This window comes from Mycoplasmopsis agassizii, assembly GCF_002276225.1.
In the GTDB taxonomy this organism is placed as follows: Bacteria; Bacillota_I; Bacilli_A; order Mycoplasmatales; family Metamycoplasmataceae; genus Mycoplasmopsis_B; species Mycoplasmopsis_B agassizii_A.
On record NZ_NQNY01000015.1, the window covers coordinates 16,452 to 37,956 of the forward strand.

Annotated in this window: 12 protein-coding genes; 5 read left to right on the forward strand and 7 right to left on the reverse strand. The window is 27.7% G+C overall.

All coding sequences use genetic code 4. The features are described from left to right. Positions 1 to 17 precede the first annotated feature (17 nt). Positions 18 to 1,181: a hypothetical protein gene (locus CJJ23_RS04125; RefSeq protein WP_095335088.1), complete on the reverse strand. Its 1,164-nt coding sequence runs from the start codon at positions 1,179 to 1,181 to the stop codon at positions 18 to 20. Between the two features lie 278 nt (positions 1,182 to 1,459). On the opposite strand from CJJ23_RS04125, the gene eno reads away from it, so the two are divergent. The 4 genes from eno to CJJ23_RS04145 all read left to right on the forward strand — a co-directional run bounded on the left by eno (position 1,460) and on the right by CJJ23_RS04145 (position 5,597). Continuing rightward, positions 1,460 to 2,815 (forward strand): phosphopyruvate hydratase, encoded by a 1,356-nt coding sequence (gene eno / locus CJJ23_RS04130; protein ID WP_095335089.1) that lies wholly within the window; start codon positions 1,460 to 1,462, stop codon positions 2,813 to 2,815. A gap of 73 nt (positions 2,816 to 2,888) precedes the next feature. Next, positions 2,889 to 3,410 (forward strand): hypothetical protein, encoded by a 522-nt coding sequence (locus tag CJJ23_RS04135; RefSeq protein ID WP_095335090.1) that lies wholly within the window; start codon positions 2,889 to 2,891, stop codon positions 3,408 to 3,410. 207 nt (positions 3,411 to 3,617) lie between these two features. After that, complete coding sequence (pyk, locus tag CJJ23_RS04140) at positions 3,618 to 5,048, forward strand: pyruvate kinase (RefSeq protein ID WP_095335091.1); 1,431 nt, start codon at positions 3,618 to 3,620, stop codon at positions 5,046 to 5,048. A gap of 186 nt (positions 5,049 to 5,234) precedes the next feature. After that, positions 5,235 to 5,597, forward strand: a complete 363-nt coding sequence (locus CJJ23_RS04145) for a hypothetical protein (protein WP_095335092.1) — start codon at positions 5,235 to 5,237, stop codon at positions 5,595 to 5,597. A gap of 42 nt (positions 5,598 to 5,639) precedes the next feature. On the opposite strand, the gene CJJ23_RS04150 is transcribed toward CJJ23_RS04145, so the two are convergent. The 4 genes from CJJ23_RS04150 to CJJ23_RS04165 are packed head-to-tail and all read right to left on the reverse strand — an operon-like array spanning position 5,640 to position 8,854. Further along, entirely contained in the window at positions 5,640 to 6,476 is an 837-nt protein-coding gene (locus tag CJJ23_RS04150) for a deoxyribonuclease IV (protein ID WP_095335093.1), read from the reverse strand. Then, positions 6,470 to 7,432, reverse strand: coding sequence for a LacI family DNA-binding transcriptional regulator (locus CJJ23_RS04155; protein WP_084232127.1), 963 nt, complete (start codon positions 7,430 to 7,432; stop codon positions 6,470 to 6,472). Before CJJ23_RS04155 ends, CJJ23_RS04150 begins: the two co-directional genes overlap by 7 nt. A gap of 36 nt (positions 7,433 to 7,468) precedes the next feature. Beyond that, positions 7,469 to 8,410, reverse strand: coding sequence for a hypothetical protein (locus CJJ23_RS04160; RefSeq protein WP_095335094.1), 942 nt, complete (start codon positions 8,408 to 8,410; stop codon positions 7,469 to 7,471). Between the two features lie 36 nt (positions 8,411 to 8,446). After that, positions 8,447 to 8,854: a hypothetical protein gene (locus tag CJJ23_RS04165; RefSeq protein WP_095335095.1), complete on the reverse strand. Its 408-nt coding sequence runs from the start codon at positions 8,852 to 8,854 to the stop codon at positions 8,447 to 8,449. Positions 8,855 to 9,195: 341 nt separating this feature from the next. On the opposite strand from CJJ23_RS04165, the gene CJJ23_RS04170 reads away from it, so the two are divergent. Continuing rightward, positions 9,196 to 17,436: an SGNH/GDSL hydrolase family protein gene (locus CJJ23_RS04170; RefSeq protein WP_095335096.1), complete on the forward strand. Its 8,241-nt coding sequence runs from the start codon at positions 9,196 to 9,198 to the stop codon at positions 17,434 to 17,436. A 119-nt stretch (positions 17,437 to 17,555) separates the two neighbouring features. Here CJJ23_RS04170 and CJJ23_RS04175 read toward each other — a convergent pair whose 3' ends face one another. Further along, positions 17,556 to 20,948 carry a proline-rich domain-containing protein gene (locus CJJ23_RS04175; RefSeq protein WP_095335097.1) on the reverse strand — a complete coding sequence of 1,131 codons (3,393 nt, stop codon included), beginning with the start codon at positions 20,946 to 20,948 and terminating at the stop codon, positions 17,556 to 17,558. Between the two features lie 263 nt (positions 20,949 to 21,211). Next, positions 21,212 to 21,505 (reverse strand): hypothetical protein (locus CJJ23_RS05080; RefSeq protein WP_180738035.1); only part of this gene is annotated, 294 nt, incomplete at its 5' end.

A 21,505-nucleotide genomic window follows, 5' to 3' on the forward strand; every position in this document is an offset into this window, starting at 1 on the left:
AAAAGTCTTAGAGCAGATTAATTAGCATCATTAAATAATTCTGCAGTTTTTCTTCTTACTTCATTTGAGCGTGTTCGCTCTTGCAAGGTCTCGTTTAGAATTTGAGTTAATTCACCAACTACTTCTTTTTCGCTAGCCATGACACGATTTTGATAGATGCTAAGAGGTAAAAATAATAAGCAAAGCATTTTATACATGTTGTAAGCATCATCTAAAAGAGCGTTTAGATGATCATCGATTTTATTGTATTGATAAGGACCAATTTTGCCATTAACTAATAATCATGAAGTTTTTTGCTGTTGTAAAACTAATGACATTTTCTTATTAATTTTTTCAATCTCAATATCTTGAGGTGAGACATTAGGGATTAAACTTAGTAGTAAGTTCTCTGAACTTTTAGCAAATTTATTTAAAAATTCAGTTCGGTTAACATAGAAATTAGTTTTTTGATGCAAGTTTTTATTTAAAAAAACTGGCACAACCCCAATTGGAATATTAGGGTTTAAAAACTGGTAGTTAAATGAAGCTAAACGGTTATTAATATCAAGATTAATATCGCTAACAAATAATTGAGTTCAGTTTTTAATGCGACTTTTTTTCTCATTAACATCTGTTCAAGAAAAATTAAAAGTTTGCATTAATCACTGGTGTTTACCTTCAACTCATAATCTCACCAATGGACTTTTTTTAGAAATTTTTGAACTATGATGTAGTGGTTTTAAGACACGATTTTTATAGTCAAATTCTGCTTCAGCGTTCATATCTTGCACAGCTAAACCTGGTAGATATTTAACAATTTCATTAATCACTTGTAAATTACTAAAACGTTTTTTAGTTTCTCTTTTATGGGCGTTTAATTTTTTATAAGTGCTATAAAAAATTAAAAATGCTGAAATTAAGAGCATAATAACTGCTGCTATTATTAGCACAATTACTCCTGCAGATGAAAAAGATTCACCTGTATAAATTAAATAAGCAATAATTGCTCCTAAAACTAAAAAGACAATTAAAGACATTGAAAATAAGGTTCAAAACAGTCAACCTGATGCCAGGTTAATATTTTTATACTTATTTTGCTGATTTTGTGTAAGTAAAGATTTATACAATGGTTTAACAGTTTTTAAAGCTTCTGTTTTAAATGTATCAAGTTCTAAACGTGGATCTAAAAGTTCTTGGCTCATGTTATTAATTATATAGTTAAATTTTCTTTTATGAAGTGAATAATTTTATAAAACAAAAACTCAAATTTTTTAAAAGTGACTACTTGCTAGTGTTTTAGGTGTTCATTCATTTAATGCATAACTTTTTTAAAGGTTTTTTAGTTGAAAATTGTGTAACAGTCCACAATTTTCAAATTATCAAATGACTAGCAAAAAAATAGTTATTTTAAGATACAAAACATTAAGTTTTTTTGTACAATAAAAACAAATTAAAAACAATCTTTTTGATCGGAGAAAATATGTCAAGTATTATTGATATTCGTGCAATCGAAATTTTAGATTCACGTGGTAACCCAACTATTCAAGTTGAGGTTTATACTGAAGAAGGGGGCTATGGAAAAGCAATGGTTCCTTCAGGAGCATCTACTGGTTCTCGTGAAGCATTAGAGTTGCGTGATGGTGACAGCAAAGCATGATTTGGTGGTAAAGGTGTTTCAAAAGCAGTTGAAAATGTTAATGAACGCATTTACGAAGAAATTATCGGAATGGACGTTTTTGAACAACGTGCAATCGACCGTGCAATGCTAAATTTAGATGGAACAGAATACAAATCTAAATTAGGTGCTAATGCTATTTTAGGTGTTTCATTAGCAGTTGCTAAAGCAGCAGCAGATGAATTAAACATTCCTTTATATAATTATATTGGTGGTACAAATGCACACGTTTTACCTTTACCAATGTTAAATGTTATTAATGGTGGAGAACACGCTTCAAACACTATTGATTTTCAAGAATTTATGATTATGCCTGTAGGTGCAAAATCATTTAGAGAAGCAATTCAAATGGCAAACCATGTTTTCCATAACCTAGCTAAATTACTTAAAAAAGCAGGACATGGAACACAAGTTGGTGATGAAGGTGGATTTGCTCCTAACTTAAAAAGCCATGAAGAAGTGCTTGATTTAATTGTTGAAGCTATTAAAGTTTCAGGATTAAATCCTGCTAAAAGTGGTAAAGATGCAGTTGCAATCGCTTTAGACTGTGCTTCAAGTGAATTATATAATGAAGAAACTAAAACATATACATTCAAAAAACTAAAAGCAAAAATTGAGTCAAAAGACCCTAATTTCCAAGACATTAAAGCAAAATTAGAATTTTCTAGCGATGAATTAAGTGACTACTTAGGTTCATTAGTTAAAAAATACCCAATTGTTTCAATCGAAGATGGTTTTGCTGAAAGCGATTGAGAAGGATTTAAAAAGTTCACTAAATTATATGGCGATACATTACAAATTGTTGGTGATGATTTAACTGTTACAAATTCAAAAATCCTTGCAAAAGCAATTGAAGAAAAAGCAATGAATTCAATTTTAATTAAACTAAATCAAATTGGTTCATTAACTGAAACATTAGACACAATTGAAATGGCACATAAAGCAGGTTATACTGCAGTTGTTTCACACCGTTCAGGAGAAACTGAAGATACAACAATTGCTGATTTAGCTGTTGCTCTAAACACAGGACAAATTAAAACAGGTTCATTATCAAGAACAGACCGTATTGCAAAATACAACCGTTTATTAACAATTGAAAATGACCTAGCTGCAGAATCGGAATTCTTAGGTGAAAAAGCTTTCAGAATTAAATTAAAATAATTTAATTTCATCAATAAAAATGCATTTCTAGTTTTTGCTAGAAATGTTTTTTTATAAGATAATAGAGACAATAATGCTTAAAAAAATTAAAAACTTTTTAACTAAACATTCACTTTGAATTTATCCATCAATAGCAATCGTTTTTGTAATTTCATTGGTAGTTCCTTTAGTTGTAATTATGAAAAATTCTAGCGAAGAAATTAAAGAAACAATTTTAGAAGCAACTAGGTTGGAAATTTCAGCACAAAATAATGAAGAAAATAGCGTAAAGCAATATGGGGCATTTTTTTATTACACAGAAGATGATAAAGAAATTAATTCTGAAGAAGTTTTCATTGAAAAAGCAAAAGAAACTACTAAAAATTTTTCAGTTTTTCCACTTAAAGAAACTTATGCTTCAAAAGTTAGAGCAACTATTCAGATACTAGAAATTAAGGTTAATCCAGAAAATGAACAAAGTTTAATATTAAGTATTGGATTAAAACATCCTGATAATTCTGAAATATTAGGAAACTTTGAGTTGTTAGTTTCCAAGAGTTTAGAAAATTTAACAACACCTGCTTTATTTAGTTTAACTGACAAAAAGCAAGAATAAATTATTTTTCAAAACATGTTTTTCATAAAAATATTAAACATGTATATCTTTTTGGAGGACATTTTCCACAATTAGCCAAATATTTTTTGGTTACATTCTGCAACAAAAAAATTGAATTTTCTCTGATAATTCTAATTAAGAAAAATATTTTTTTGTTATAATTTAAATAAATTTTAAATATTTAAAAGTTTTAAGAATCGGAGAAAAATGTACTTAACAGAAAAAAGATCAAAGTTAGTTGTAACTATTGGTCCTTCATCAGATAACTATGATGTTTTAAAAAAATTAGTTCTTGCAGGAGCAACAACAATTAGAGCAAACTTTAGCCACGGAGATTATGCTGAACAAGGTAACAAATTCAAAATTGCTAACGAGGTTTCAAAAGATTTAAATGTACCTATTTCATTAATGCTAGACACAAAAGGTCCAGAAATTCGTGTTGGTAAAATGAAAGATGGTATTCAAACAATTGAAAGAGATTCATTAGTTAGAATTTTAACAATGCCTGAAGATTATCAAAATCTAGAAGGTACTTCAGAATTTTTTACAGTTGAATACCGTATGGACAAAGATTTAAAAGTCGGAGACCAAGTTTTAGTTGATGATGGTAAATTAACAACAACAGTTGAAAAAATCGAGTCAGGAATTGTTTATGTTAGAGCAGCTAACCAACATAAAGTAAAATCAAACAAGAGAATTAACTTACCAGGTGTTGCTTTTTCATTACCATTTCTAAGTGAAAAAGATAAAGCAGATATTAAATTCGGTGTAGAACAAAAAGTAAACTACATTGCTGCTTCATTTGTTAACTCAAAAGAAAATGTTAAAGAATTAAGAGATTTATTAGATTCACTTGGTGGAGAAAAAATCAAAATTATCTCAAAAATCGAATCACAATTAGGGTGCAATAATTTAACTGAAATTGTTGAAGCTAGTGATGGTATTATGGTTGCTCGTGGTGATTTAGGACTTGAAATCCCTTACTACGAAGTTCCATATTGAGAAAAGAAAATGATCAGAGCTTCACGTGAAAAAGGTAAACCAGTTATCGTTGCAACTCAAATGTTAGACTCAATGGAAAATAATCCACATCCTACTAGAGCTGAAGTAACTGATGTTTATTTTGCAACAGAATTAGGAGCAGATTCAACTATGTTAAGTGGTGAATCAGCAAATGGAAAATATCCAGTTGAAGCAGTTAAAGTTATGTCAACAATTAACATGAGAGCAGAAAGAGATTTCTACGACAAACTTTACTACAAACACCAACTTGAAGAAATTTTAGAAATTGCACCTAAAGATCACCGTACAAAAATTGCTGCTGAAATCGTTAATAAAACAATGAGTGGTGAATATAAATTCGTAGTTGTTTTATCTGATACAGGTAAATTACTAGAACGTGTTGCAATGCTAAGACCTAATGCACCAATTATTGGTTTAGTTAAAGATGTTGAGCTTCTAGGTTCATATGGAGTAACAAGTTCAATCTTTATTTCATTACATTCTCCAAAATTATATTCAATTGTTAAGAATGATTATTCACTAGCAAATACTGCATTAATTCCTTATGGAGTTAAACCTGGTGACAAATATTTAGTTGCACATAATGAAAAAGTTGTGGAATTAATCGCTAAGTAATAAACTGAATTTTCAAAAAAGAGGCATTTGCTTCTTTTTTTATTGCTTTTATAACTTTTTTATATTTTAAAATCTAAATAAAAAAATAAGTAGAACTATTATACTCCTAAAAGTTGCTCAAAGAAGTTTTGGAATTTTTATTAAATAAAATCCAAAAAGTATTAAAATATAAGTATAAGGATATAAATGAAATTAAAAAGAAAACTAAGTAAAAAGTGAATAGTATCACTTTCAGCCGTGGTAACAGTAGCAGCGATTTCTGCTACTGCAGTTTCTGTTTTATATTCATACACATCAAATGACACAGTTGCAAAACGTGTATATAAAATAACTAAAGACTATTTAGATGGTGTGCAAGTTACTCCACCTGAAACTCAAGGTCCAGTTGAAATTTTAGTTGATAATCCAGGTTCAGGAACACAAATTAATGGTTCAGGTTCATTCTTGGTTTCTGATATCGGTGATGGTAAAAAAGATGGTGGAAGCCTAGTTAAAATTCAAAATCCTGATGACAGCGATGAGAATAAAGACAAAAAAGAAAGCAAGTAATTAAACTTGCTTTTTTATTTAAATTTTTTTGACTTGATAAACTTACTTTTTCTCAAGTAACATTTTGATCTCTTGATCATAAATAGGACCTGATTCAGGAATTGGTGTTTCTAGAATAATTGGAATATTATCAAATCGTTTATCATGGACAAATTTAGCTAAAGTTTCAAGACCAATATAACCTTTATCAATATTTTCATGGCGATCTTTTTGTGCGCCAAGAGGATTTTTTGAATCGTTTAAGTGAATTACTTTAACATGTTTTAAAACATCCTTATTTTCTAATTCAGACATAAACTCATCATAATTTTTTAAGTTATAACCAGCATCTCACATGTGACAAGTATCAAGACAAATTCCTAAACGACCATTATTTAAGTTTTTAATAACTTCTAATAATTGTTCGAAAGTTCTTCCGATTTCACTACCTTTTCCTGCCATTGTTTCTAAAATTATTTCAACCTTAGTATGAGAAGTATTTTCTAAAATTTTAGTTAATGAACCTGAAAGCGTTTCTAAAGCAATTTCTGTTGTAAAACTAGTAAAAGCACCTGGATGCAAAACTAAATATTTTAAATTTACTTCATGCATTCTCAAAACTTCTGAAGTTAAAAATTCAACTGCAAAATCTTGCTTTTCGGGGTTAGCAGGATTAACGATATAAGGAGCATGAACAACGATATCTTCATTTTTGATGATATTTGAATATTTTTCTAAATATTCTTCGTAGTTATATTTAACTACGTCAACACGTCTAGTGTTTTGGGGTGCACCTAAATAAATCATGGCACAATTAGCACCATTATTTATGCTAACTTCAATTGCTTTACTTAAATAACCAGGAGCTGAAAAAGCTACGTGTGAGCCTAGTTTTATCATACAACTTCTTTGGTTGAAGGTTTTATTAATTCACCTTTAATAATGACATTTGTGTTAGTAATATTTTTAATAATAATGTCTTCAATTTGTAACCAAATGTAACGATAATCAATAAATTGTTTTAAAAAGTAACTATTATTGTAATCATGAATTGTGTTATAACCAATATCACTTAAATGGAAATAGCCATCAACATTATGAACTAGCATATTTTGAAAAACATCGTGAGTGGTACAAATAACATTTCTGATTTTTTTAGATTTTAGATCATTAACAACAGTTTTAACAGATTGATTAACACGGTTATCAAAGTATTTAATTGAACAAGTTGCTGCTTCTAAATTTTTACAAAAACTTGTAAAACCAATCAGTTGTTCTTTAATAGTTGCAGGAGTTTGGCGATAGTCAGTAACTAAAGCTAAGTTGCGATCTCCTGTTTCTTCAATAAATTTATTAGCAGATTCACTGATTAATTTTTTATAGTCAATATATATAGAATTGATGTTAGGGATTTGCAGACCAAAAACAACAATTTGCACAATATTTTTAATATTTTGCAAATATCTAGTTAACACTTCACCACGTGGTGGATTAATTAGAATGATTGCTTTTGGTGAGCGAGATAAAATCTTTTTAATTTCTTTAACATATTCAGCTGCTTCATTAGTAGCAGCTGTAATAATTAACTCATTTTGATTAATTCTAGTTGTATCATCAATTGAATTAATAATTTTAATTAAATCGTTATCGTTTAAAGATTTAGAAATGAAGTAGATATTTTTAACATCTACATCTTTTTTAGTTCATAAATTTTTAATATAACCTGTTTGATCTAGTGTATTTGAGATTTGTTTCTTATTTTTATCAGAAATATACCCATTAGTAAAGTATCGTGAAACAGTACTTATACTAACTCCCGCTTTATCGGCAATGTCTTTATATACTATTTTTTTCATTATGTTTAAATATATCAAAAAAATCTGAAAATTGCTCTACTTTTTCAGTTTTTTTTCATATTCGTTGCTTACGTATTTTTCCACGTACTCTCTAAAAGAGCGTTTTGCCATGTTCAACATGTAGAAACGTTCAATCGTTAATTCATTAGCATTTAGGAAAAATTCTTTCTTGTAACCATAAGTTAATAAGGTCTCAAAAAGCTTGTTATTTAGGTATAAACTGTTTTTTGAAACGGTGCTATAGGTGGAAATATTATTTTTTTTAATAACTTCTAAGTTTTCATTATTAGGAAATTCAACTGCATAAAGATTGAAATAATATCCTGCTTTTAAAAAGACATTATCTTCTCAAATTTCAGAGTTTGCTTTCTTCATAATCTTGACAAATAAAGGAATTAGCGTTTGTAAATTAATTAATTTATTAACAATTGCTTCACTTTCTTTTTCGTTTCTTACATTAAATAATAACTTTATTAAGTTATTTCCGTTTGCATATTCTATGTCTGTAAAAATTAAATTCTCATCATTTAAATAATTATTAATAAAAAATAAAAATTTAGATTGAACTTCTTTAGTAAATGCTTTGAACTGAATTGCTGTTAAAAGATTTGTATAAATTTCATCTTTTAAAGCTAGGTTTTTTAAATAGTAATCTACGTTTTCAATTGAATCAGGGTCAAGAATTTTATCTTTTGAAATTCACGAGTAAATTCCATCTTTAGTCTTAGAAACTTTGTAGTTAATGCCACTACTTGAAATAAACTGATCACGCTGGTTTCTTTCATTAATAAATTTTGAACTAGCTAGATATGTTTGCTCTAAATCATCAGAATTAAAAAAATCAATGTTTCAACTGTAAATTGAATCATTGTTATAACTATTTCTTAAGATTAAGTTGTTATCTAAGTCATAAGCATATGGCTGATTTTTGTAATTATCAAATCAGATGCTTAATGCCTCTTCATTTGAAATTTTCATATTTTTTAAAAGCAAAGTAGTTTTTAAGGTTATTGATTAACTAGTTGTTGCAGCTGTTGTTCCACCTTTAAATGTGATAATAATGTCATGTGGTGATTCAATTACACCGTTTTTTAGTATATTAACGATAAAAAACACGCTAGTATCACTTGAGGTTGCAACGCTTACAGTGAAAGTATAATCGGGATTTGAAGCTTTAATATCAACAATACCCAGTTTAGTTTTTAACTGATCGCTAGTATCGTTACTTGTATAAAGGTCACTACCTTTACCATCTATTTGTGTATTAACTTTTGCACGAATACCATCTTCGATTTGTTTAAAGAAAGCGTTAGTATCAAAATTTCTTTCAGTTACCTTAATAGCAATTACGGCAATCGCTGCACCTACTGCAACAACCCCGCCAGTAAGTACTAGACTTTTAACAATAGTTAGTTTTTTCATAAATTTAATATTTCCTTTACATAAATTTTAATCCCGTATATTTTATATTAATTACATTTTTATTTTATTAAATTAAAAAATTGATTTTTTTCAAAGTAAATAGTTTTATAAATCGGCTAAAATTCTGCTAGAATGATGTGCTACATAGAAAGCAAATTAGATTTAAATAATTATTTTATAAGCACTTTAAAGACAAAATTTATAAAAATCGCCTGCTTTTTTATAAAAAAATCTAAATTTTCTTTTTTTGCTAAAATATAAGCACAAATTTAAGGTTAATATAAATTCTTTTTAATTAACTAGAGAAGCAAACTCTAGAAAAAGAATTTGGAGGTATAAATATGAGTTTAAATAAAAAAAGTAAACTTATTTTAATTGGTGCAGCAGCAACAGCAGTTGCTGCAGCTTCAGCAGTTGGAATTGTTATTGGTGTACGCAATAACAACCAAAGTGATAATCCAGGAACTGTAAATCCTGCACCACCCGCTAAAGATGATCCGATCTTATCAGGACAAGCAAATTCAAAACTTGCTAAAGATATTAATACTAATTTAGTAGTGCGCCGTAATAATGCAACTGCAACAATTAATGCTAGTGTTGAAGCAACTGTTGATGAAAATAAGTTAATTTCTTCTGAAGTTAAATACGTTGCTTTTGGGGATTCAATTACTGCTGGTTTTAATGCAAAACTAGCAACTGATTATCCAGGAGAATTAAAAGTTGTCAATGGTGAAAGCCAAATTGACGGACTTTCTTTTCCTTCATTTATTGCTAAATTTATTAATCAAATTGAACCAGGTAAATTAACTGCTTATAAAAATTTTGGTGTTACAAGTTCAACTTTAAAAGATTGAAATCAATTATTTAGTAACGATACAACTGGTAGAATTGCCCAAGGTTTAGGAGAAGGCTTTAGTGAATTTAGAAGCGATTTTCTAGCACGTTTAACTTCAGCTAACTTACTAACTGTTTCACTGGGTGCAAATGATTTCATGGACATTTTATTCAATCAAATTGGCACAATTGATTTTCAAAAACTACTAGCAGGTGGTTCTTTTGACATGAAAAGTTTGATTGAAATTGTCGTTCCAATTTTAACTGAAGTAAGAACCCAAATCAGAAATTCATATACTGAATTGATCAACAATATTAAATCCTATAATAAAGATATTAAAATTAATTTAATATCTTATCCAATGCCTTTTTTAAGATTATTAGAAACTGTTAATCAATTAACAAAAGGTGTTGAAATTGAACCTGGGAAACCTTTAAGTAAATATTTATTAGGTATTTTAAATGGTTTAATTAAAGATCGTTCAACCTTAAATGACTCAGTTAATTACATTAATGTTTATGATGAAAATGATTGAGACAACAATGCAAAATTGTACACAAGTCAAATTTTAGATATTCACCCAACTGAAATTGGATATAAAAAAATGGCTCAAGATGTACTTTTAAAATTAAGTATTAATCGTTCTCTTTATTCTAATCAAACTTCAATCAATACTGCTTGAGATGAAGAATATGTTAAAACAGATAGCGATCAAAATAGTTTTACAATTAAATTTGCTAAAACAGATTTTGAAGTTATTAAAACTATTTTAGGTGTTAATAATGAAGAATTAACTAGAGCAAATGATGAGTTAATTACAAAATATGAATCATTATTTGATACATCACAATTCCCTTCTCGTATTATTACAAGAAGTGGTTTTCAAAATACATTAAAGTCAGTTACTTTAATGCTTTTATCATCAGATGCAATTAAATTAGTTGATCCTGAGCAAGAGTTATTTAAATTCTTTACAAAAAATAGTGAAGATTTAGATAACGTAATTTTAAAATTATATGATTCTAATTTCATTTCAAATTTATGAAATAATTTTCAAAATACATCTAATGAAATTTTAAAAAATAAAGTTAAATTAGATTCAACAGATGTTATTAATTCAGCACTTTCTGCTATCTCTGATTTAGATAATTTTCACGGTTTATTAGTGTCATTATTTAATTCAAATATCTTTGCTAAAAAAGAATTAAACACTGAATTACAAACCATAATTAAAAAGATTATTACAAACTTATTTAACCAAAAAGATTTATTAAATAAAGGTGTTGATTTTATTGCAGGGCTTTTACCTAAATCAGTTTTAACAGAGAATGGAATTCCACTTGTAAAAGCAATTGTAAATAGTAATTTATTAGTTGAATTTTTAAATGGATTAGTTAGCGATGTTTTTGATAATCAAGGTGAATACGCAAAAACAAAAAACTTCAAAGAATTATTTGTTATTTATTTAAACAAGAATAAAGCAACATTTATTAATTTAATTAAAGGAATTTTTACAACTTTAAGTAAAGATGAACCTGTTGAATTTTCAGCTCTATTTGGTTACATAGGTAAGGGACTTTTAGAATCAAATGGAATAAAATTAGATTCAAGTGACTTAAAACAAATTTTAGTTTTAGTTAATGATTTAGTTTTAACAGCAGTTAATTCAGATCTTTTTGATCTAGTATTTGAACAAGTAATTACCTCACTAAAAGAAAGCGATTCTCTCGATTTTACCGTATTAATCAACCATGTTATTGGAAGTTTAACAAGTGGTGACGGACTATTTAAAATCTTACAATCATTATTAAGAAGTGAATATCTAAAAGTGAATAATAACAATCTAAAAGTTGCCGAAACTTTTAAATCAGTTATTAAATCATTATTAAAATCTACAACAGTTAGAACAATGATTTCTAGTTTATTAATTTCGCAAAATACTAGTGAAAAAGAAAAACTTGCTTACCATACAAATATTTTAATTTCTGAAATTTTAGATGATCCTAAAACAATTTTGTTTTTAGACAATTTTGTTAATTCAATTTTTTCAAATTTACAAAGATATAATTCATTTGATACATTTAATAAATTTTTAAATTTCTTATTTACATCACAACGTAATAATGTTGTTGATTATTTAAATTATTTAGTATCAAAATTAGCAACTCTAAATTCAAGTTTATCAGTTGTTGCTTTATCAAAAGTTGAAGAGTTATTGCCGGGGGTAAAACTAAGTTTTAATGATGCTCAATCTAAGAATTTTAGTACAGTAATTTCAACCCTTTTACAAGCAGTAAGTCATAGCACATTAATTAATGATGTTTATTCAAAATTCTTAAGAAATATTGAATCAAATAAAGCATTTAATTTAAATGAAATTTTAGAAGATGTGCTTGACACAGAAAATGGTTTTTATTCATTAATAAAAACTGTTTTAAGAAGTACAACATGATTAGATAATAAAACTAGAGAAAACTTTACAACTGCTCTAACTTCATTTATTTTAGAAACAGTTAAAAGTGAAGATATCATGAATTTCATTGTTGGTGATATAGTTAACCATTTATCAATTGCTGAACATTTAATTTTAAGAACAACTTGAACAACAATTTTTTCATTAGAAGATATTAAAACTTTAATAACATCATTAATAAATACTGCAACTAATTCTCAAGATAACGTATGACTAGATGAAGTTGAAAACTTAAATCAATTTATTTTTAAAGCAGTTATCAAAGACAGAAAAATTTTTGCTGAAAAAATAAAATCATTAATTAATATGCTTGTTAATTCAAGTGCATCAAGTTTAGTTTTCGATTTATTTACAAAACAAATTGATCATCTTTTTGAATTGAAATTATCGGAAGAGAATCGTTCTCGTTTATCAGCTTTCTTTAAACAAAGCATGACAATTGTTGCACAAAGTGAAATTGCTGATGCAGCATTTGATATTATTGAAAAAGGATTACTTACTTCAAAAACAAGTTTTAAATCATTAACACAGTTATTCGGTGATTTATTCTTCACATCAGAATCAATTTGAAAATTAGTGAAGACTTTATTAAAAGCAGAGTTTTGAAATAACCCTGAAAATAAATCAACATATCAAGAAAATTTAAACTTCATCACATACTTATTATTAAGAAACACAGGTGTTAAAAAGTTTGTTACAGGTCAAATTGATAGCATCTTAAAAAGTCAATTGAAAATTGATTTTATCGATGTTGAAAACATCGACATCTTAGTTTCAGCAATCGTTGAAAATGATAAAACTGCTTCATTTATTAAAAATATAATTAATGGTCTATTTACTGATTTTGATCTATATAAAGATCAAGAAAGGTTAGAAGATGTTATCGTTTTATTTTTAAGCAAAAACGATACTGTAGTTAATTCATATTTAAGTGAAATTACAGCTGAATTAACATCTGTAGAAGGTGCTTTAAATCAAGTTATTTTTGCTCAGTTAATTAAATATGCAAAATTAAATAACTTTTCAATTGATGATGCAGCATTAACTCAATTTAAAAAATTATTACAATCATTTGGTAAAGTTATTGCTTCATCAGATATTTATAAAACAGTTCTAGAAAAATTAAAAGCAACATTACAAAACAAATCACTTTCATTTAAAACAATTGAAGAATTAGTTTTTAATGTTGTGGATTTAGATAATGGTTTCTTCAATCTAGTTAAAACCATTGCTAATTCAAGTGAGTGAAAAAATCAGGAAACTAAAAATGATATAAAATATGGCATTAAGCAAATTTTTGCTGCATTAGTTTCAAATTCAAAGGCTTCAGCTGATTTATTAACTAGCCTAGGATTTATTCCTGCAAATTCAGATATTTACAACGCAATTTCAAAAGATGCAGGAAGATTATTAGGTAGTGATGAATTCCAGGCATTTATGGATCAAATTTTAGAAATAGCATTAAATTCAAATCGCTATTTCTTAATTTCAAATAGTTGAAGTGATTTAATCTTTAACATCATTAAATTACAGGATGTTTCTGCAATTACTAACTCACTTTCAAAATTATTAAATAAAGTTGTTACTGATTATTCAGAATTATTAAATTCATCCCTAGGAATGGTTTTAAATACTTTGGGTTCTTCTTATGACCTTGTATTTTCTAAAGATGATTTGGCAGTGGTTAATAATGCAATTTCAAAATTCTTATTAATTATTTTTGACAATAAATTCTTAAATGATTACATCGACAGAATTAAACAAAATTCAAAATTTGAAACTTTTGATGAGTTAATGAGCAATTACATTTTTAGTGAAAAAGGTCTTTATGATCTAATCATAACTTTTGCAAATGGATCATATTTACAAGAAAAAACTAATCGCGAAGATGTATCAAAATCACTAAAAAGTGTATTTACTGTTTTAAAAACAAACCCTACATTTAAAAAATCTTTAGCTAAAATTTTCTTACAATTATTCTCAGCAAGTACTGATGAAAAAACAGTTGACATTATTCAAAATGCATTCACAAAATTAATTGATGATAAAGAAACTGAATCATTTATTTCGGCATTTATTGATTCATTAATTTTAGATATTGATTCATATAAATCACTAGCATCATTAAATGAAATTGTGCTTACCTATTTAGGCAAAAATAAAAATACATTTATTAATTATATAAATCATGTAATTACAAATTACCTAGTTAAAGATATTAATTTCCAAATCACTTTTTCAAAACCATTATTTTTAATTGCTAAATCATTAAATATTACCTTCACTAATGATGAAGAAAAAATCATTTATCAATTGATTGGTGATTTTTCAAGAATCGTTTCTGAATCAGGATTAATTCCAACTTTAATTGCTCAATTAGAAGTATCTTTAAAAGATAAAACTTTATCTGTTTCAGATGTTTTCAACAACTTAATTAATTCATATTTTGCTGATGATAAAAGTTTATTGAATTTATTAAAAGTAATTTTATCTTCAGATGCATTTAAAGATAATGCTTTAAATGTAACTTTCAAAAATAATCTAAAATCAATTATTTTTGTTGCTCTTAAAAATGAATCTGTTTTTGAATTAATTTTCAAAAACCTAAAAATTGAAAATAATGATTTAAAAAATGCCTTCAAAGATATTGTTAATACAGCAATTAATGAAGACAGTTTTAAAGAAATTGTTGATCAATTATTAGATGCTGTTTTTGTTGACTTTTCATGATTCGAAAAAGCCCAAAACTTCGAACAATTAATTATTTATTTCTTAAAAAATAAATCAGAAAAAATGCTACCTTTAATTGCAAATATCTTTGAAAAAATCTCAACCAATAATTTAGATTCATTATTAAAAATATTTAATTTTTCAACTGATTTATTCTTACCTCAATTAAGTTCAGAATTAACAACTACTCAGAAAAATAATATTGCTCAATTAATTATTAATTTAGTTAAAGCAACTATGAATTCTGAAGTACCTAAAATTTTAATTCAAAAAATTAAAACATCTGGTGAATCAGTTATTTCTTTTGAAGGTCTAATTTCCGAACTATTATCAAGTCCTGATACTATTTTCCAAGTAGTTAAAGCAATCACAAATAGTGAATTATTAAAAGATGATATTACTGCTGCTAGAAATGCAGAATTAGTTGATTTAACAATTGATTCATTATTAAAAAGTGAATTTGTTTTCAACATCTTAAAAGGGTTTTCAGCATCATTATTTAAACTAGAATCTGATCAAGAAAATGTTAATGAATTAATTAGATTAATTATTAATAGTGAAGACACAACTATTTTTATAAAAGAAATGTTAAGAAGTATTTTCACAAATAAAGATCGTTATCAAGATGCTAAAAATCTAGATCAATTTGTAATTCAATTCTTAAGAATTAATAAAAATACAGTCGTTAACTTTATTAAAAATACTTTAGAAAAAGTTTCAGGTAATAAAACTTTTGAAAGGGCTGTTAAATCATTAGTAAAAATGGTTGGAGAGCAAATGGAAACTCCTTTTTCTGATGAAGAAATAGATGCAATTTATCTTGTATTAGATGATGCTATTGTTTTATTTAGCGATGGACAATTTATTAATTCTATCTTTGATAGATTTATTCAAGCAGCCGAAAGTAATACAAATAACGGTGAATCATTTTTTGCGAATAACAGCTTAATTAACTCGGTTATTTTAACTGTCTTAGATGCTGACAACATGTTTTGAAATACATTTAAATTGGCACTTAGTTCAAAACATTTTGCAAATGGAAGAGCAAGCCAATTAGGGCAAAATCTATATGTATTATTAACTAGATTATTTAAAAACACTCGCTTCTTAGAAAAATTCACAACTTCATTTGATCCAGATGATAATAGTTTATTTGCTAAAAGTTTAGGTGGTTTTGCAACAAATCTTTTTGCCCAAGATTCATTTAAGGCACTTTATACAAAAGCCTTTGAAGTGCTTGAAGATATTGCTAAAAACAATTGAACAGAAAAATTCACCAACTGAGATAGCTTATACGCTTTCATCTTTAATCGAGAACGTGCTTTTGTTAAGAAAAACTTAGTTGCATTAATGCAAAATGTAATCAAAAATAATTTTGACTCTAACTTAGAAAATGTAATGGCTGTCTTTATTAATCCAATGTTTAAAAACGCAGGGATTAATTTATTACCAGGCGATGAATCACAATACATTCCATTCTTCAAAACCTTATTACAACAACTTATTGATAATCCATTAATAATTGAAATTATTGAAGAAACAGTTGATGAAATTACTGATTCAAAAGTAAGCAATTTCCAATTAGTTAATATTACTAATAAGATTTTTGACACCTTATTAAAACATATTTCAACTTCATCAGGATTACAAATTTCTAGTTTAATTAACCTAGCAAATAATATTTTAAATTACTTTAATAGCGAAGAACATGGTAAATATTTTGCAGACTTTTTCAACTTATTATTTACTAGAAGTGACCTGACAAAAACTAATAACGGAATTTATGACATCTTACTAGGATTTGTGCACCCAGGAGCAAAAATAGGTAGTGCAACTAATCAAGTTGCTAATCCTTCACAAGGGGGGTCAACCACTCCTAGTGCAACTGATAATACTTCAGGCGCAGGACTAGCAATTCCTGGTTTAGATGTTAATGATTTAGTTGCTAATGTGCAAAAAGCAATTGACTTTGTTTATTCATTTATGGAAGCAATCACTTATCGTGTTGCTCAAGCACAAGCAAGTTGACAAATTGCTAATCCGACTGTAGATTACACTTTAAACCCTTACTTTAATGCTAACTATCGTTTCGTGGCATTAATCTTATGATGAGCAAAACAAATCATTCCTGAAGGTCTATTTTGAACAGGGCTAAATGGAACTATTGAAGTTTCTCGTTACATCACTGAATCAAGTAACCGTGGATTCATGAAGGCGTTTAATGAAAAAAGAACAGCCTTAACAGCAACAGGTATGAATCTTTATACTCAAGATTGAAACCAAATTTCAACTATCGTTGGTGATACAGGTCATTGGGTTAGATATTGAAATTATGGTCGTGTAAGTTTAATTGCTTATCTATATTATGAAATGGATAAAAGTAATTGAGGTCTAACTAACGTAGTTGATCCTATACGTAATCATGAAGCAAAAAATCTTTCAGTTGATAGACATCGTAATTATGCAACTATGCGTGATGTAATCATTAATTGATTAAAATACGGTTATTCAAAAGATCTTACAAGAGAAGATTTTTATAAGTAAAAAAGTGAATCATCTAGTTTAAACTAGATGATTTTTTTGTACTATTTTAGTTAGTAAAATATTCTGAAAACATATACAAGTTGCAAAAAACAACACTTGTAAAAAGTGTTGTTAAATGACTATTTAGGATCACTAGGATTTAGATTAAGTGTTTTAATACCTTTTTTCTTTAAAATTTCAATCAGTTCTAATCTAACATTAGGGCGCTGATTTTCTAAAACATTTGAACGTGCATAAGGATCATGCTGAATTAAATGATGTACAGAAGTTCTAGCTCCGCCTGGTAAATTTGGAATAAAGGCATATAAAATCCCATAGTTTTTAAAGTTAGCATCAACTACCATTGAACCAGAATTACCTGGGTTAGCATGATCTCCTGAATATAAACTTTCAGTTGCTGATAAAACTGTTGTTGTATATAAACCATTATTTTCGTTTGAGATGTGAGTACTATTTGGATAGTCAAAAAAATTATCTTCATTATATCTACCACCTAGATCATAAGGTGCGTAATATTTCTTATAAGTTTGCTCATCTCAATCTCTAAAGAATTTTTGAGTATTACTGGTTGTTCCTATTTCTACAAAAGAATTACGCATTGAACTAGTTGCTGATTTATCAGCAGCACGCCATGAAAAAATTCTTCTAGATCCATCTCTAGTATTTGTCCCAGGATAACCAGCCATGTATGAGTTTGTTCGATCATCCGTTCTAGGGTTTAGGTCAAGCGCTTTAAATCATGATTTCTGTTCTTCATTAGGTTTTTGTAGAATTTCATAAAGGGCAGGTCAACTTTTCTTTAAATCAGAATCCTTAAATACCATTTTGACAAGTACTAAATCAGGACCCATTATTTGATAGGTATATTCATTGTTTTGTTCTTCTCTTTTAATACCACCTCCAATATTTTTATTTAACTGAGCACCACTATTTTTTTCAATATGTCCTACTGTATATTGAGGCATATAGATGATACTATTAATGAAATTTTTACGTGTTTCAGTTATTCATGTTGGATCATTATCAGTCGCGTTTAATTTGGTTCTACCTTCTCCATCTTTAAACATTTGACTTGAAAAATTAACTACATTATTACTGTAAAATTTATTTCAGTCGCTAGGCACAATTTGATTTTGATATGGATAACTGCTATGCTCGGCGTAGGAATCATTATTGTATTTATTAGAAGATATTAAATCGCTAGAAGCAATATTATTAGTTTTTGAATAATCATCTATTTTAAATTTTGTTCATGTGAATGAATAAAAACCTGAATTTTTTAATCAACTATTTTGCTTATTTATCGCTTTTTGTGCATCTTCTTCTCATTGTTTAATATTTTCTAGTTGTTTTTTAAAATTTTTAATTTTGTCCTCTGCATTTGGATCATCTTTTAGCATTTGCTGATAATTCTGTTCATTAATTCCAGGGTAATCTTTATAGTCATCTCGAGTTTTTGCTCATTCTTCTATTGGTTTTTGTTTAGATACCTTACCACTGAATTGATATCCCCGAAATCCATAAGAGACTTCAGTACCTGCTAATGTTCCAATGTCTAAAACATGTTTATTAGTAGCCATTATGAAGGCATGCTGTCCACTAGGAAGGCTTGGGTCAACAATTTTATCGACAAGCCAGGCTGTACCACCTGAGCCAAAAATACGAGAAAATTTTAATCCATAATTTCCTCTTGTTCCAAAATAATCTTTAGCTTTATCAGGTTTATCCTTTCAATAAATACTTTTAAAATTTTTTATATTATTCTCTAACCTTGTCTTATGAATTTTTCATGTATCATTTTTTTCATCATCATACTTATCATTTTCATCAAACCATCCTGCGTAAGTTCAGGTTAGCGAAATTGATCGGTCGCTTAAAAACTTAATATAATCATAATCATTTTTTAAGTCAACATTTGTTTTATCTAGATCAATTTTGAAAGCTTTATCTTCTGTACCTTTTTTATAGGTTACATACAAAGTCATAGTTCCTGTTTTATTAGAAATAGCATCTGCATAAAATTTTATATTACTAATATCACTAGCAACTTCTTGAAATAATTTCAGGTTTTTATCTTGATCTTTTATGTCATTTTCAAAAACGTGATCGGATAAAATAGACTTTTTATTAAGTCTAATTTCATCACTCAGAGTAATTAATTTTCATCCAAACATTTTTGGATTTTGACCCATCTCATTATTATTAACAAGATGTTTTAGTGAATTTAAATCGAATTTTAAATCACTTTCTTGCATCTCCACTGCACGATCTTTAACTGCTTGTTCTGGTTTAAGAGGTTGTGGTGCTTCAGAAACATTATCTAGATTAGTTCCACTTCCTGCTATGTTTAAATAATTGCGAGTCGCAATGATTTTTTGGTTATATCAAAAATTGTATGATTGAGCAAATGATTGATTTGGATTTAATTTAAAACTATTAGCAAGGATTTCATCTCTTTGCTCTTTTGCACTGTTAAAAGTATTTTGATTGGGATTTCATTCAGGAGCATCTAAATTAGGAATTGGTCGTTGAAAATCTTCTCATTTAACTCGACCTTTAACACTCTCGTTTTGTGCTGTTCAAACATTGCTTTTTCTTTCGCTAGTTAATCTAGTTTCAATATCGTAAAGATAATCATTAGTTGTTGGTAAACCTGAATTTAATTCAGTTTTAATTTCATAACCTTGAAATTTTTTTAGATCAGTTTCAAATTTTTGTACGTAATTCTTTGGAGGTAGTACTGGTTTAGAAGGTGTATCCTTAGGTGGAGTTACAGGTAATTCAGGCTTAACTTTTGGAGGTGTAACAGTTTCAGGTGGATTAGGATTTTCTGCAGGTGGTGTAGTTTGATCTGGAGGCGTTGGTTCACCTTGAATAGGTGTAGTTATAGGTTTTTCTGGAGCAGTTTTTGGTGGTTCAACAGTTACAGGTGGATTAGGATTGTCTGTTGCAGGCGGTGTTTCAACAGGGGGATTAGGATCATTAACTGGCTGACCACTAGGAGGGTTTGGTTTATCTTTTTTAGGATCTGGATTATCACTAGGTGGAGTAGGTGTATCTTTTTTAGGATCACCATTAGGTGGTTTAGGACTCTGTGTTTGTGAAGTTTGCTTTAAATCAACAATTTTAATTGTCTTGTTTTTAACATCTTCAGCTTTACTTACACTTAAATAAATTGTTAAAGAAGAATTAGATTTATCAACAATTGATAAAGTAATTTTAGAAATTTTATAACCATCTTTTAAAACATCTTCAAAGACTTTTTTATTAGATTGATCTAATAAATTTAAGAAAGATGTTTGAACATCTTTATCTAAATTTTGCAGTTTGTCTTTTAATTTATTTAGTTCATTATTTTCTAAATTTGCTTTAACTTCTGCAGGTAAGTTTTTAATAATTGTTTCTGCATTTGTAGTTGGATGTGCAGGTTGTTGTGTACAAGCAATCGTTGCAAAAACTGCAAACGATGCAAGTGGCAATGACATAATAGTTAATAATTTTCTTCTTTTCATAAATAAGCCCTTAGTAAAGATTTTTCTCTTCTAATTCAATTGTATGCCCGTTTTTTTTTTTTTTGTTTTAGCGAAAAAGCCACATTTTTGTACATTTTTGCCATAAATATGCTATTTTTAAAAAATTTTAATTTCTAATTTAAATAAAGAAAATTAATAATTAGTTTAATTTAAAACAACTGACTAGTAATTAATTAGCAAGCCTATCTAAAATTATTAAAAGCAATAAAAAAACAACACTTGTAAAAAGTGTTGTTAAATGACTATTTAGGATCACTAGGATTTAGATTAAGTGTTTTAATACCTTTTTTCTTTAAAATTTCAATCAGTTCTAATCTAACATTAGGGCGCTGATTTTCTAAAACATTTGAACGTGCATAAGGATCATGCTGAATTAAATGATGTACAGAAGTTCTAGCTCCGCCTGGTAAATTTGGAATAAAGGCATATAAAATCCCATAGTTTTTAAAGTTAGCATCAACTACCATTGAACCAGAATTACCTGGGTTAGCATGATCTCCTGAATATAAACTTTCAGTTGCTGATAAAACTGTTGA